Raw genomic sequence first — 12,157 nt, 5'->3', positions numbered from 1 at the left:
CGGCGGGAGCGTACCCGCGGCGGACCGGGCCGGCGAGACCGCACCGCACCGGCCGACGGCTCAGCCGTCGAGATGCCGCGCCAGGGCCTGACGCAGGTGATGCTTCGGGCGGGACCCGACGATCGAGCCGACCACCTCTCCGTGGCGGAACACCAGGAGGGTGGGCAGGGACATCACCCCGTAGGTGCGCGTGACCGCCGGGTTGGCGTCGGTGTCGACCGTGGCGACGACCATCCGCCCGGCGAACTCCTCGGCGAGCTCGGCGAGGCTACGGGAGATGGCCCGGCACGGCGGGCACCAGTCCGCCCAGAAGTCGACGACCACCGGCTGGTCGGCGGCGAGCACCACGGCGGCGAAGGTGTCGTCGGTGACGGCGGTCAGCGAGCCGCCCGGCGCAGTCTCGAGCATGTTTCCTCCCGGTGGGTGATGGCGTGGGCGAGCTGGTCACGCAGCTCCCGGCGGACCTCGTGCAGGCGGTCGATGCCGGCGTCGACCTCGGCCAGCTTGCGCCGCAGCACGGCCACCGAGTCGGGGCAGACGTGACCGGTGGCGTTGCCGGCCCGGAGGCAGGCGACGAACGGGCGGATGTCGTCCAGGCCGAAGCCCACCGCGAGCAGCGCCCGGATCTCTCGTACGACGGGCAGCTCCGCCTCGTCGTAGACCCGGTATCCGTTGGCCGAGCGGGCCGCCCGGACCAGGCCGTGCGTCTCGTAGTAGCGCAAGGCCCGGGTGGTCGTGCCGGCGCGTTCCGCCAGTTCACCGATCAGCATCCGACCCTCCTCGTCCGACCCGCCCGACGCTAGACCTTGCCGCTGGCGTCAAGGCAACCTCGGCGGTAAGGAAGGGCACCTCAACGGGGTCAGCGCGCGGCGGGGCGGTGCGCGTACGACGAGAGGCGTCAGGCGGTCTTGCGGGCCGCCTTCTTCGGGGCGGCCTTCTTGGCGGCGGGCTTCTTCTCGCCCTCGGCGGCCTTCTTCGGGGCGGCCTTCTTCTTGGGCGCGGCCTTCTTCTCGGCGGTCTTCCTGGCCGGGGCCTTCGCCGCCTTCTTCTCGGCGGCCTTCTTCTGCGCCGAGCGGGCCGCCGAGATCGGGGTGGGTTCCCCGCCCCCGCCGGCCGGCGCCTCGCCGCGGGCGGCCTTGGCCCGCTCCACGGACGCCTTCAGTGCCGCCATCAGGTCGACCGCCGCGGCCGGGGCCTCCTCGACCTCCTCCGGCTGGACCACCTCGCGGCCCTCCACCTTGGCGTCGATGACCTCCTGCAACGCCGCCCGGTAGTCGTCGGTGAAGGCGTCCGGCTCGAACTCGCCGGCCATCGAGTCGATCAGCGAGCTGGCCATCGCCAGCTCCGGCGGGCGGACCTTCAGGTCCTCGTCGAGGAAGCCGAAGTCGGGCTTCCGGATCTCGTCGGGCCAGAGCATCGTGTTGAGCAGCAGTACGCCCTCGCGGACCCGCAGCGTGGCGAGCTGTTCCCGCTGGCGCAGCGCCACCTTGACGATCGCCACCCGCTCCGAGTCGGCGAGCGCGTCGCGCAGCAGCACGTACGGCTTGGTGGCGGTGCCCTCCGGCTCCAGGAAGTACGCCTTGTTGTAGAGGATCGGGTCGACCTGCTCGGCGGGGACGAACTCCAGCACGTCGATGGCGTGCGAGGTGGACAGCGGCAGGTCGGCGAAGTCCTCGTCGGTGAGGATCACCATCTCGCCGCCGCCGATGTCGTAGCCCTTGGCGATGTCGTCGTAGGTGACCTCCTCGCCGCAGACCTGGCAGGTGCGCTTGTAGCGGATCCGGCCGCCGTCCTCCCGGTGCACCTGGTGGAAGCGGATGTCCTTCTCCTCGGTGGCCGAGTAGAGCTTGACCCCGATCGAGACCAGCCCGAACGAGACGGCTCCCTTCCAGATGGCCCGCATCCCCGTGCTCCTCTCGCCGGTACAGCCCAGGATGGCAAACGATCGAAGGCCACGCGAGCGCTTCGGTGCGCAAGTACAGTCGGGAGGTGCCCGGCGCGCCGCTCCAGCCGATGCTCGCGACGACCGGGCAGCTCCCGGCGGGTGCCGGCTGGGCGTACGAGTTCAAGTGGGACGGCGTCCGCGCGCTCGCCGACATCACCGGCGGCCGGCAGCACCTGTACGCGCGCAGCGGCGTGGAGATCACCGTCGCGTACCCCGAACTGGCAACCCTGTCCGAGCAGGTGGGTGACGCGCTGCTCGACGGCGAGGTGGTGCTGCTCGGCGAGACCGGCCAGCCCTCGTTCACCGCCTTGGCGGAACGGATGCACGTACGCGACCGGAACAAGGCCGCCCGGCTGGCGGCGGTCGCGCCGGTGACGTACATGATCTTCGACCTGCTCCGGCTCGACGGCGAGGACCTGACCGGCTGGTCGTACGCCCGCCGGCGGGAGACCCTGGACGGCCTGGCGCTCGGCGGCTCCCGGTGGGCGGTGCCGCCGGTCTTCGGTGACGGCCCGGCCACCTACGAGGCGGCCGGCGAGCACGGCCTGGAGGGGGTGATGGCCAAGCGGGTCGAGTCGGTCTACCGGCCGGGCGTGCGCTCGCCGGACTGGGTGAAGGTAAAACTGGAGGTCACCGGCGACTTCGTGGTCGGCGGCTGGCGGCCCGGAGCGCGCAAGATCGGCGGCCTGCTGGTCGGGGTGCCGCGACCGGACGGGCGGCTCACCTACCGGGGCCGGGTCGGCGGCGGCATCGGCGCGGCCATCGAGCGGGAACTGCTCCGCGAGCTGGAGCCGCTGCGGGCCGGCGCGTCGCCGTTCGCCGGTGACGTGCCGCGCGAGGATGCCCGAAGCGCGATCTGGGTAACTCCCCAGGTCGTGGTGGAGGTGAAGTACGGCCAGCGCACCCCGGACGGGCGGCTGCGGTTCCCCCGGGTGCTCCGGCTGCGGCCCGACAAGCCCGTCGAGGAGGTCGACGATGCCGGCTGAGCGGTTCAAGGTGGACGTCGAGGGGCGCGCGCTGGAGCTGTCCAACCTCGACAAGGTGCTCTATCCCGACGCCGCGTTCACGAAGGGCGAGGTGATCGACTACTACACCCGGATCGCCCCGGTGCTCCTGCCGCACCTGGCCGACCGGGCGCTGACCCGGATCCGCTTCCCCAACGGCGTCACGGGTGGTTCCTTCTTCGAGAAGAACGCCCCCGCCGCCACCCCCGGCTGGGTCCGCACCGAGACGCTGCCCGCGCCCGGGTCCAGCAAGGGCCGGGACACCATCGACTACGTGGTCGCCGACGACCTGCCCACCCTGGTCTGGCTGGCCAACCTCGCCGCCCTGGAGCTGCACACGCCGCAGTGGAAGATCGGCGAGCACCCCGACATGATGGTCGTCGACCTCGATCCCGGGCCACCGGCGACGCTGCGCCAGTGCTGCCAGGTGGCGCTGCTGATGCGCGACCGGCTCGCCGAGGACGGGATCTCCTCGTATCCCAAGACGTCGGGAAAGAAGGGCATGCAGCTCTGCTGCCCGGTTGGCGGAAACCAGTCCTCCGATCTCGTGTCCGACTACGCCAAACGGATCGCGCAGGAGTTGGAGCAGGCGCACCCGAAGCTGATCGTGTCGAAGATGGCGAAGAACCTGCGGCCCGGCAAGGTCTTCATCGACTGGAGCCAGAACAACGCGGCCAAGACGACGGTGTCGCCGTACTCGCTGCGGGCCCAGTCCGTGCCCGCCGTCTCCACCCCGCTGACCTGGGACGAGGTCGAGTCGGGCGCGGCGGGGAAGCGGCCGGCGTCGAAGCCGTACACGGCCGGGGAGGTGCTCACGCGGGTGGAGAAGCAGGGAGACCTGCTCGCCCCGCTGCTCGACGGCGGCCCCGAGCTGCCCGCCCGCTGAGGCTGAATCTTGGACAGTTGCCGTTCGTGCCTGACGGCAACTGTCCAAGATCTGCTCAGGCGGGTGCGGGCGGGGCGGGGTAGTGGTGGTGGGGGCGGGTGTGGTTCCTCGTCGGTGGGCGGGGTGCGGTTGAGTAGGGTGGGCGCAGCCAGCCGAGGAGTACGACATGAACCTGACCGATGCCCTCGTCCGGGATCCGCTGACCGGTGGCAGGGCGGCGGAGGTGGACCGGCCGCTGCTGACGTACCTGGACGACGCGACCGGTGAGCGGGTCGACCTGACCGCGACGGAGCTGGGCGGCTGGGCGGCGCGGGCCACCGGGCTGCTGCGCGAGGGCTGCGGGCTGGGCGTCGGCGACCGGGCGGCGGTGCTGCTGCCGGCGCACTGGCAGACCGCCGCCGTGCTGCTGGGCGCCTGGTCGGCCGGGGTGGCGGTGTCGTTCCAGCCCAGGGCGACGGCCGGCCTGCCGCGGCTCGGGCCGGGCGTCGACGAGCCCTTCGACGCGCTCTTCGTCAGCGCCGAGCGGCTGGACGACTGGCTGGAGGACGTGCCCGAGGCTCGGCACCGCTACGTGCTCGGGCTCGGCGCCGCCCCGCCACGCGAGGTGCCCCCGGGCTACCTGGACTGGCTGACCGAGGTGGGCCGGCACACCGCCGTCCTGCCCGTATCCGCCCCGCTGACCAGCACCGACGCGGCCAGCCCGGACGGCACGAGCTACCGCGAGTGGGGCAGCGTCGCGCTGGCCGTGGCGGAGCGGCTCGACCTGCGGGCCGGCGACCGGCTACTGGTCGACGTCGCCGAACACGAGCAACCGGTGTACTGGCTGTTGGCGCCGCTGGCCGTCGGCGCGTCGGTGGTGCTCTGCGCCAACCTCGACCCGGCCCGGCTGGACGCCCGGGTCGCCGCCGAGCAGGTCACCCGGGTGCTCTGATAGGCGGGACCTACACCGAAACGAGCCTCGACCCGGTACGTCTTGGGTAGCCCGCGCGGTCCGCGAAACGCCCCGAGTGCCTTCAAGTAGCGCTTCCCGGGCCCCTGCCGTTACAGGGAGATCCGGCCCTTTTCGCAGGTCTGTTGCCCGCGCCATCGACGTGGTCTCATACCGGGAAGACGACGTCATCGACCCTGGTCGTGACGGCCCCGCGTCGACTCCGCACCGCCTCCATCCTCCTGAAAGGTGCACCGATGCACAGGAGACCCATCTTCCGACTCGCAGTCCTCACGGCCGCCGCCGCGACGGTCCTGGCGTCCGGCGGCGCCTACGGCGCGGTGGCGGCAGCGCCCGCGCCCGTCTCCCCGGGCGTCGCCGAGTGCGAGCCGGGCGCCGACGGGCTCAGCGCGGCCCGGCTCGCCGAGGGCGCCACCGCGCAGGAGCCGGAGCTGTACTCCAAGAACGAGGCGAAGGCCTACGGCGTCATCAAGGACGCCCCGCGCCTGGCCAACGGCAGCGTCACCGTGCCGACGGTCTTCCACATGATCTCCGACCACCCGCTCAGCGCGGCCGAGACGACCAGGTGGAACACCCTGATCGCGGCGCAGATGAAGGTGCTCAACGACTCGTTCGCGGGCAGCACCGCCGCGGACGCCTCCGACACGCCGTTCCGGTTCGACCTGGTCGACACGACGTGGACGGTGAACAGCAACTGGTACACGGTCGTGCCCGGCAAGAACGAGCGCGACATGAAGAAGGCGCTGCACACCGGCGACTCCGAGACCCTCAACGTGTACGCGGCGAACATCGGCGGCGGCCTGCTCGGCTGGGCGTACTTCCCGAAGGGCTACAACAACGGCCGCGACTACATCGACGGCGTGGTGATGCTCGACGAGTCGATGCCGGGCGGCACGGCCGGCAAGTACGCCCTCGGCGACACGCTGACGCACGAGGTCGGGCACTGGCTGATGCTGGAGCACACCTTCGCGCACGGGTGCTCCGCCTCCGGCGACTTCGTCGCGGACACCCCGCGCGAGGCGGCCCCGCAGTTCAACTGCCCGGTGGGCGCGGACAGCTGCACCGCACCCGGGCTGGACCCGATCCACAACTTCATGGACTACACGCAGGACTCCTGCATGAACATGTTCACGCCGGGTCAGGCGGACCGGATGAGCGACGCCTGGGTGGCATTCCGGGCCGGCGGCGCCGGCTGACGCAGTGCGTTGCAGGTGGCGGCCGGTCGCTGACCGGCCGCCACCGTCGTTTCCCGGACCTGCTGATCCCCGGGCCGGGCCGGATCTCGATTCAGTCGAACGCGGCGGCGAACATGCCCGGCTGGTAGGAACCGCCCCGCTGGTGCACGATCACGGCGAGCCGATTGGCCGCGTTGATCAGGGCGACCAGGGCGATCAGCGCGGCGATCTGGTCGTCGTCGTAGTGCCTGCGCACCTGGGCCCAGGTCTCGTCGGACACGCCCTGGTGGGCGTCGGCGAGCCGGGTGCCCTCCTCGGCGAGCGCCAGCGCGGCCTGCTCGGCCTCGGTGAAGACGGTGGACTCGCGCCAGGCGGCGACCAGGTTGAGCCGGACCGCGCTCTCGCCGGCCGCCACGGCCTCCTTGGTGTGCATGTCGATGCACCAGCCGCAGCCGTTGATCTGGCTGGCCCGCAGCGACACCAGCTCCTGCGTGGCCGCGGGCAGCGGCGACTGCTGGATCACCATGCCGGCGTTCGCGAACCGCTTGGCGAACTTCATGGCGATCTCGTTGTCGAACATGTCGAATCGGGTGTCCATGCTTCCGTCCTTCACTCCTGGTGTCCGGTTGGATGAACACGAGATGCCGGCGGGCAGCGCCACGTGACGGGTGCGGCCGGGTGACGACTGCCACAGGATGGAGGTGTCACAGACCGGCCGGGTCCGGCATCTGATGGGTGACGCAGTCGAGGGGAACAGGAGCCACCCATGGTGGGTACGCCGCAGACCGCCGCCGCCGACGACGATCGCCCGAACCTGGCCACCGAGGCGTTCCTCGCCCACCGCAACCTGCTCTTCACCGTCGCGTACGAGATGCTCGGCTCGGCAGCCGACGCGGAGGACGTCCTACAGGAGACCTGGCTGCGGTGGGCGGGCGTCGACCTGGGCACGGTCCGGGACCGGCGCGCCTACCTGGTCCGCGTCACCACCCGCCAGGCACTCGTCCGGCTGCGTACGGTCAGCCGCCGCAGAGAGTCCTACGTCGGCCCCTGGCTGCCCGAGCCGCTGCTCACCGCTCCGGACGTCGCCGAGGACGTCGCGCTGGCCGACAGCGTCTCGATGGCGATGCTGCTGGTGCTGGAGACGCTGGCGCCGACCGAACGGGCGGTGTTCGTGCTGCGCGAGGTATTCGACCTCGGTTACGACGAGATCGCCGAAGCCGTCGACAAGAACCCCGCCGCCGTTCGTCAGATCGCCCACCGGGCACGGGCACACGTCGCGGCACGCCGGCCCCGCCGAGTCGTCTCCGCAGCCGAGACCCGGTATGCGCTCGACGCGTTCCAGCGGGCGATCGAGACCGGTGACCTACAGGGCCTGCTCGACATCCTCGCGCCGGACGTGGTCCTCCTCGGCGACGGTGGCGGCGTCAAGCAGGCGGTTCCGCGGCCCATCCTCGGAGCCGACAAGGTGGCCCGCCTGCTGGCCGGCGGGTGGGGCAAGGTCGCGGGCAGCACGTCGTGGCGGCCGGCGCAGGTCAACGGCCACCCGGCGCTGATCGTCCAGCTCGCGGGCGAGATGGACACGGTCCTGGCCGTACGCGTCGAGGGCGGTCGCATCGCCGGGATCTACGCCGTACGCAATCCCGAGAAGCTGTCCCACATGGAACGGGAGACCGTCCTGAGCCGGTGAGCCTCAGCGCCGCCTGAGCCACGGCGGACGCCGCGCGCAGGCCGAGGTGTGGTCCACCGGCAGCGCACACCGCCCGCCACCGTCGGGCAGGGGCCGGTCGCAGAAGACCCAGTGGCGTACGCCCTGCTGGTCCTCGGCCGAGACGGTGACCCCGCCGGGCTCGACGCGGGCGCTGAGCCGGGCCAGCACGCGGGCGGCGGTCCGGGCGAGGATCCGGGCCCGGAGCAGGTCGGGCGCGGTGACCGGCAGGTGGATCACCCAGCGGTCGGTCATCGGTAGTGGCGGGTGGCCGCCTGCGCGCTCTGCCACGCGCGCAGCGCCTTCTTGATGCGTACGTTTTCCTCCTGCACCGCGACCAGCGCGGTCTGCGCGACGGTGAGTTCGTCGGCCACCTGGTGCAGGAAGGCGCGGATCTCTACGGGGTCGAGGCCACGCCGGCGGACGTTGAAGCACCGGTCGCGGATCTGCCACGGCCGGAGCCCTCGTGGCGGGCGGACGACGTCCGCCAGACGTGGTTGCTCGCGTCGGCCCGTCAGCCGACGGATCAGGTTGCGCACAGGTGACCGTCCTTCGTCGGGATCGCGTCGGTGGTGGAGGGGGCGGTCTCCGCCGGTTGCGGGCGACGGAGACCGCCCCGCCCTGCCACCGCAGCCTTGATCGGCGGTACGGCGGCAGGGCTGCGCCGGGGGAGCGCGGAAGTGGGGCCTCGGCGGCGATGCGAGACCGGTACGAGAGGCGCCAACCGACCGCAGCAGCACCGCATCACCGAGAGCGACGGTATTGCCACCGAGTCACCTATGTCAAGCATGTCTTCGAGTCACCTACCCACCTATGTCATCCGCGCTACGTGCGTTGCCTGTGCCGCGAAGGTTGATCGATACTGGGCGGGCCAACCGACTGCAAGGGGCCTGACGTGCCTATCCCGCCCACGATGGACGAACTGCTCGCCGATCTCCTCAAGAAGATCAAATCCGGGGTGTATCCGCCCGCGTCTCAGTTGCCCTCCGGGCGGGCGTTGGCAGATGAGTACGACGTCTCGCAGTCCACGATCAGCCGGGCGGTGGCGAGGCTGCGGGAGCAGGGCGTGCTGGTCGGGCGGCCAGGTCGCGGTGTCTTCGTCGCGGAGCGACCCCGCCCTTGACCGTGCTGGCCGGTCGTCCGCTCGGTTGACGCTGATCTTCCTCGCCCAAGGCTTCTACGCCCGGCGGCAGTTCTTGTCGAGCATCACCGCACAGCGCACAGCGCGCTCTTGAGATGCCGCGATCGATTCATTAGGTTCGATCGATAGCCCGCGATCAGGGACCGGCTTCGGATTCAGGAGAGTGACCCCATCGCACACATCGATTTACGGGTGGACGAGGCCGAGTTCCCGGGCATCCGTGGGCCGCTGCGCTTCCGGCCGGAGACCGGCCAGCCGTTGCTCGAACTGGTCGAGGTGCTGCTGCGCGGGCCGCACCCGCTCACCCCCGGGGAACGGGAGCTGATCGCCGCGTACGTCTCCGGCCGCAACGAGTGCACGTACTGCTGCTCGGCTCACTCGGCGTATGCGGCGGCGCAACTCGACGAGGGCATGACCCTGGTCGACCAGGTACGCGCCGACCCGGACAACGCCCCGATCTCCGCGAAACTGCGCGCCCTGCTGCACATCGCCGGCGCCGTCCAGGTCAGTGGACGCGAGGTCACCCCCGAGCTGGTCGCGACCGCCCGTGCCGAGGGCGCCACCGACCTGGAGATCCACGACACGGTGCTCATAGCGGCGGCCTTCTGCATGTTCAACCGGTACGTCGACGGCCTCGGCACCCAACCGGCAGCCGACCCCGGGTGGTACGCGCAGGCGTCCGAGCACATCGTGAACACCGGCTACCGCCGGGTCGTCTGACAGCGATCCGGCCGGCGTCACTGGACCGAACCCCGCACCGATCACCCGAGGTTCCACCGGCTAGCCGAATGGGGCGTGACGTCATGGCACACATCGACCTGGGCGTGGACGAAAACGAGTTTCCCGGGGTCCGGGGCCCGTTGAAGTACCGGCCGGTGACCGGCAAGCCGATGCTGGAACTGGCCGAGACCCTGCTGCGCGGGCCGCTCAGCCTGCCGACAGCCGACCGCGAGCTGATCGCCGCATACGTCTCCGGCCTGAACGAGTGCACGTACTGCTGCTCGGCGCACTCGGCGTTCGCCGCCGCCCTGCTCGACGAGGGCATGACCCTGGTCGACCAGGTACGCGCCGACCTGGACAGCGCCCCGGTAAGCGCCAAGCTGCGCGCCCTGCTGCACATCGCCGGGGCCGTACAGCGCAGTGGACGTGAGGTCACCCCCGAACTGGTCGAGGCAGCCCGTGCCGAGGGTGTCACCGACGAGGAGATCCACGACACGGTGTTGATCGCTGCGGCCTTCTGCATGGTCAACCGGTACGTCGACGGACTCGGCACGTTCGCCCCGAGCGATCCGAAGTACTACGACGAGACGGCTCGGCGGATCATCAGCGTCGGCTACCGCAACACGGTCTGAACCGGATCTCTACCCGTGCATCGCTTACGGGCGGTGATGCCAGCGTCGCCGTGAGGCCCAGCCGGCGGCGGGCCTGGAGGTCCGCCGTGAAGCGGAAGATCGGCGCGGGCAGCAGACGCACCGCCGAGTGTTTGCGGCTGTGGTACCGCCCGCAGTACCATCGCTGTGCCGTCCATAGACAAGCTCGTTGCAGCGATGCGGACGAACCAGCAGAACATCGCCTACAGCGATCTCTACCGGGCGTGCGAACACTACTTCGGGAAGCCACGGCAGGCCGGCAGCTCTCATGCGGTGTTCAAGATGCCCTGGGTGGGCGACCCACGGGTGAACATCCAGAACGACAAAGGCAAGGCGAAGGCATACCAGATCCGGCAAGCGCTCAGGGCGATCGACAAGAAGGAGGCCATGTGATGCAACCCGATCCCCGTCCCGAGATCACCCACTACACCTACCGCGTCACGTGGTCAGCCGAAGATCGCGAGTTCGTCGCCACGTGCGCCGAATTTCCGTCTCTCTCCTGGCTGGCTGCCTCCCAGGTCGAGGCTCTGCAAGGGCTCCAGGAGTTGCTGCGTGAAGTGGTCGAGGACATGTACGAGCAGGGCGAGCAGGTGCCGCAGCCGTTCGCCGAGCGCAGCTATTCGGGCAAGTTCAACCTGCGCGTCGGAGAGAGCCTGCACCGGGAACTCGCCATCCAGGCCGCCGAGGACGGCATGAGCCTCAATCAGTACGTCCTGCGGAAACTACGAGCCGCCTGACCGGTCGAGTCCGGTCGTGCTCAGGTGCTGTTGGGAGTTTGGCCGCTACGCCACACCTCACCCTGCGCACCATGACGCTCGGCCGCATATCGCGCCTGGGTGGATGTTGCATCGCGCACCGCAGCCGAATCCTCAGGCGTGGAAAGCCGGCTTCGGTCCCGCCAGCCAATGAAGACGAACGCCACGATCAACACCACCACGAACACCGCGAGGGACACCACCACAGCCATCATGCCATCGACACTACGGAATGCCCGCCAGGACCCGAGCCGCCCTCGCGGAAGTTGGTGCTGCGCTCGAACAGGGGCGCCGGGGCGACGCGGAGTGCCTATCTGCACGCCAGCGGAGCCGACCGACGCGGGGTCAGTCGACCGTCGGGAGTTGGACCTGGATGTCGCCGTACCGCCGGCTTTGGAGGTCGTTCCGGCGTTGGAGATCGTCGGATCAAGCGGCGGCGATGCCGTGGTCCTGTTTGAGAGCGGCTTTGCCGTGCTTGCTGATCTTGCTGGCCTCGCCGGCCGCAGCCTTCTTTGGTGCTAAGGCGTGTTTCGTAAGTCGGGCTGTGCCCGCGAAGTTGCGGCGTGGCGGTGATCGATAACTGAAGAGGTCTCCGGTATCTGGTTCTGCGACCAAGCAAGAACTTCATACCGGAGACCTCGTGCCCAGCGTAGCGGTGACGAGGCGGCATGACCTGACCGACAGGCAGTGGGCTGTGCTGGCCCCGCTGTTGCCTGCCGCGTCAACGACGGGTCGTCCGCCGAAGTGGGAGAAACGGCAGCTCATCGACGGGATCCGCTGGAGGATCCGGATCGGCGCCCCGTGGCGGGACGTCCCGGCCGAGTACGCGCCCTGGCCCACCGTCTACGGCCTGTTCCGCCGCTGGCAGCGTGACGGAACATGGGACAAGATCCTGTCCGCGCTGCAGGCCGCCGGTGACGCGCAGGGTCGGATCGTCTGGACGGTAAGTGTGGACTCGATGACCAGCCGCGCCCACCAGCATGCCGCCGGCGCCCGCACCGACGGGCACCGACAGAAGGAACCACCCGGCGGCGTGCACGAGGAGCCGGCCGACCATGCGTTGGGCCGATCACGCGGCGGGTTGACCACCAAGACTCATCTGGCCTGCGAGCAGGGACAGAAGGTCCTCTCCCTGATCGTGACCGCCGGGCATCGTGGTGACAGCCCGCAGTTCATCCCCGTCCTGCGCCGTATCCGCGTGACCCGCCTCGGTGTCGGCCGGCCCCG

The 12,157-nt window shown here is 70.4% G+C and carries 19 protein-coding genes; 12 read left to right on the top strand and 7 right to left on the bottom strand.

What is annotated here, in order from left to right; translation table 11 throughout:
• Window positions 1-60 precede the first annotated feature (60 nt).
• The 3 genes from trxA to AB0D32_RS29440 form a co-directional block, all read right to left on the bottom strand.
• Window positions 61-408, bottom strand: coding sequence for a thioredoxin (gene trxA, locus AB0D32_RS29450; RefSeq protein WP_357097194.1), 348 nt, complete (start codon window positions 406-408; stop codon window positions 61-63).
• On the bottom strand, window positions 378-770 hold the full coding sequence (locus AB0D32_RS29445) for a MerR family transcriptional regulator (protein ID WP_357097192.1): 393 nt from the start codon (window positions 768-770) through the stop codon (window positions 378-380). Before AB0D32_RS29445 ends, trxA begins: the two co-directional genes overlap by 31 nt.
• 128 nt (window positions 771-898) lie before the next feature.
• The gene (locus tag AB0D32_RS29440; protein WP_357097190.1) at window positions 899-1,903 is read right to left on the bottom strand and encodes a Ku protein; all 1,005 of its coding nucleotides are present in this window, start codon (window positions 1,901-1,903) and stop codon (window positions 899-901) included.
• Window positions 1,904-1,989: 86 nt separating this feature from the next.
• On the opposite strand from AB0D32_RS29440, the gene ligD (AB0D32_RS29435) reads away from it, so the two are divergent.
• The 4 genes from ligD (AB0D32_RS29435) to AB0D32_RS29420 all read left to right on the top strand — a co-directional run bounded on the left by ligD (AB0D32_RS29435) (window position 1,990) and on the right by AB0D32_RS29420 (window position 5,980).
• The gene (ligD, locus tag AB0D32_RS29435; protein ID WP_357097188.1) at window positions 1,990-2,931 is read left to right on the top strand and encodes a non-homologous end-joining DNA ligase; all 942 of its coding nucleotides are present in this window, start codon (window positions 1,990-1,992) and stop codon (window positions 2,929-2,931) included.
• A complete protein-coding gene (gene ligD, locus AB0D32_RS29430) occupies window positions 2,921-3,835 on the top strand; it encodes a non-homologous end-joining DNA ligase (RefSeq protein ID WP_357097186.1) in 915 nt (304 codons plus the stop codon). The genes ligD (AB0D32_RS29435) and ligD (AB0D32_RS29430) overlap by 11 nt, the downstream gene beginning before the upstream one ends.
• 166 nt (window positions 3,836-4,001) lie before the next feature.
• Window positions 4,002-4,766 (top strand): TIGR03089 family protein, encoded by a 765-nt coding sequence (locus AB0D32_RS29425; RefSeq protein WP_357097184.1) that lies wholly within the window; start codon window positions 4,002-4,004, stop codon window positions 4,764-4,766.
• A 254-nt stretch (window positions 4,767-5,020) separates the two neighbouring features.
• Window positions 5,021-5,980 (top strand): zinc metalloprotease, encoded by a 960-nt coding sequence (locus AB0D32_RS29420; RefSeq protein WP_357097182.1) that lies wholly within the window; start codon window positions 5,021-5,023, stop codon window positions 5,978-5,980.
• A 91-nt stretch (window positions 5,981-6,071) separates the two neighbouring features.
• Here the strand turns inward: AB0D32_RS29420 and AB0D32_RS29415 are convergent, their stop codons facing one another.
• Complete coding sequence (locus AB0D32_RS29415; protein ID WP_357097180.1) at window positions 6,072-6,557, bottom strand: carboxymuconolactone decarboxylase family protein; 486 nt, start codon at window positions 6,555-6,557, stop codon at window positions 6,072-6,074.
• Between the two features lie 168 nt (window positions 6,558-6,725).
• On the opposite strand from AB0D32_RS29415, the gene AB0D32_RS29410 reads away from it, so the two are divergent.
• A complete protein-coding gene (locus AB0D32_RS29410) occupies window positions 6,726-7,646 on the top strand; it encodes an RNA polymerase sigma-70 factor (protein ID WP_357097178.1) in 921 nt (306 codons plus the stop codon).
• A 3-nt stretch (window positions 7,647-7,649) separates the two neighbouring features.
• Here the strand turns inward: AB0D32_RS29410 and AB0D32_RS29405 are convergent, their stop codons facing one another.
• Together AB0D32_RS29405 and AB0D32_RS29400 are read right to left on the bottom strand one after the other, a co-directional pair.
• A complete protein-coding gene (locus AB0D32_RS29405; protein ID WP_357097277.1) occupies window positions 7,650-7,919 on the bottom strand; it encodes a hypothetical protein in 270 nt (89 codons plus the stop codon).
• On the bottom strand, window positions 7,916-8,182 hold the full coding sequence (locus AB0D32_RS29400) for a DivIVA domain-containing protein (RefSeq protein WP_357097275.1): 267 nt from the start codon (window positions 8,180-8,182) through the stop codon (window positions 7,916-7,918). The genes AB0D32_RS29405 and AB0D32_RS29400 overlap by 4 nt, the downstream gene beginning before the upstream one ends.
• Before the next feature lie 395 nt (window positions 8,183-8,577).
• Between AB0D32_RS29400 and AB0D32_RS29395 the strand changes: the two genes are divergently transcribed.
• The 5 genes from AB0D32_RS29395 to AB0D32_RS29375 all read left to right on the top strand — a co-directional run bounded on the left by AB0D32_RS29395 (window position 8,578) and on the right by AB0D32_RS29375 (window position 10,912).
• On the top strand, window positions 8,578-8,787 hold the full coding sequence (locus AB0D32_RS29395) for a winged helix-turn-helix domain-containing protein (RefSeq protein ID WP_357097273.1): 210 nt from the start codon (window positions 8,578-8,580) through the stop codon (window positions 8,785-8,787).
• A 189-nt stretch (window positions 8,788-8,976) separates the two neighbouring features.
• A complete protein-coding gene (locus AB0D32_RS29390) occupies window positions 8,977-9,525 on the top strand; it encodes a carboxymuconolactone decarboxylase family protein (protein ID WP_357097271.1) in 549 nt (182 codons plus the stop codon).
• Between the two features lie 83 nt (window positions 9,526-9,608).
• A complete protein-coding gene (locus AB0D32_RS29385; RefSeq protein ID WP_357097176.1) occupies window positions 9,609-10,157 on the top strand; it encodes a carboxymuconolactone decarboxylase family protein in 549 nt (182 codons plus the stop codon).
• 165 nt (window positions 10,158-10,322) lie between these two features.
• The gene (locus AB0D32_RS29380; RefSeq protein WP_357097174.1) at window positions 10,323-10,568 is read left to right on the top strand and encodes a toxin HicA; all 246 of its coding nucleotides are present in this window, start codon (window positions 10,323-10,325) and stop codon (window positions 10,566-10,568) included.
• Entirely contained in the window at window positions 10,568-10,912 is a 345-nt protein-coding gene (locus AB0D32_RS29375; RefSeq protein ID WP_357097172.1) for a toxin-antitoxin system HicB family antitoxin, read from the top strand. The genes AB0D32_RS29380 and AB0D32_RS29375 overlap by 1 nt, the downstream gene beginning before the upstream one ends.
• A gap of 20 nt (window positions 10,913-10,932) precedes the next feature.
• On the opposite strand, the gene AB0D32_RS29370 is transcribed toward AB0D32_RS29375, so the two are convergent.
• Window positions 10,933-11,145 (bottom strand): hypothetical protein, encoded by a 213-nt coding sequence (locus tag AB0D32_RS29370; RefSeq protein WP_357097170.1) that lies wholly within the window; start codon window positions 11,143-11,145, stop codon window positions 10,933-10,935.
• A 148-nt stretch (window positions 11,146-11,293) separates the two neighbouring features.
• Here AB0D32_RS29370 and AB0D32_RS29365 point away from each other — a divergent pair, with 148 nt between their 5' ends.
• Together AB0D32_RS29365 and AB0D32_RS29360 are read left to right on the top strand one after the other, a co-directional pair.
• Window positions 11,294-11,452, top strand: a complete 159-nt coding sequence (locus tag AB0D32_RS29365; protein ID WP_357097168.1) for a hypothetical protein — start codon at window positions 11,294-11,296, stop codon at window positions 11,450-11,452.
• A gap of 118 nt (window positions 11,453-11,570) precedes the next feature.
• On the top strand, window positions 11,571-12,157 hold a 587-nt coding region (locus AB0D32_RS29360; protein WP_357097166.1), incomplete at its 3' end, for an IS5 family transposase.

This window comes from Micromonospora sp. NPDC048170, assembly GCF_040652795.1.
In the GTDB taxonomy this organism is placed as follows: domain Bacteria; phylum Actinomycetota; class Actinomycetes; order Mycobacteriales; family Micromonosporaceae; genus Micromonospora.
This window is presented reverse-complemented; position numbering and strand designations above follow the sequence as displayed.

What these genes read in the sequence shown, in the direction of transcription:
- trxA (WP_357097194.1), bottom strand. Translation starts at nt 408, where the DNA reads ATGCTCGAGACTGCGCCGGGCGGCTCGCTGACCGCCGTCACCGACGAC.
- AB0D32_RS29445 (WP_357097192.1), bottom strand. Translation starts at nt 770, where the DNA reads ATGCTGATCGGTGAACTGGCGGAACGCGCCGGCACGACCACCCGGGCC.
- AB0D32_RS29440 (WP_357097190.1), bottom strand. Translation starts at nt 1,903, where the DNA reads ATGCGGGCCATCTGGAAGGGAGCCGTCTCGTTCGGGCTGGTCTCGATC.
- ligD (WP_357097186.1), top strand. Translation starts at nt 2,921, where the DNA reads ATGCCGGCTGAGCGGTTCAAGGTGGACGTCGAGGGGCGCGCGCTGGAG.
- AB0D32_RS29425 (WP_357097184.1), top strand. Translation starts at nt 4,002, where the DNA reads ATGAACCTGACCGATGCCCTCGTCCGGGATCCGCTGACCGGTGGCAGG.
- AB0D32_RS29420 (WP_357097182.1), top strand. Translation starts at nt 5,021, where the DNA reads ATGCACAGGAGACCCATCTTCCGACTCGCAGTCCTCACGGCCGCCGCC.
- AB0D32_RS29415 (WP_357097180.1), bottom strand. Translation starts at nt 6,557, where the DNA reads ATGGACACCCGATTCGACATGTTCGACAACGAGATCGCCATGAAGTTC.
- AB0D32_RS29410 (WP_357097178.1), top strand. Translation starts at nt 6,726, where the DNA reads ATGGTGGGTACGCCGCAGACCGCCGCCGCCGACGACGATCGCCCGAAC.
- AB0D32_RS29405 (WP_357097277.1), bottom strand. Translation starts at nt 7,919, where the DNA reads ATGACCGACCGCTGGGTGATCCACCTGCCGGTCACCGCGCCCGACCTG.
- AB0D32_RS29395 (WP_357097273.1), top strand. Translation starts at nt 8,578, where the DNA reads ATGGACGAACTGCTCGCCGATCTCCTCAAGAAGATCAAATCCGGGGTG.
- AB0D32_RS29385 (WP_357097176.1), top strand. Translation starts at nt 9,609, where the DNA reads ATGGCACACATCGACCTGGGCGTGGACGAAAACGAGTTTCCCGGGGTC.
- AB0D32_RS29375 (WP_357097172.1), top strand. Translation starts at nt 10,568, where the DNA reads ATGCAACCCGATCCCCGTCCCGAGATCACCCACTACACCTACCGCGTC.
- AB0D32_RS29370 (WP_357097170.1), bottom strand. Translation starts at nt 11,145, where the DNA reads ATGATGGCTGTGGTGGTGTCCCTCGCGGTGTTCGTGGTGGTGTTGATC.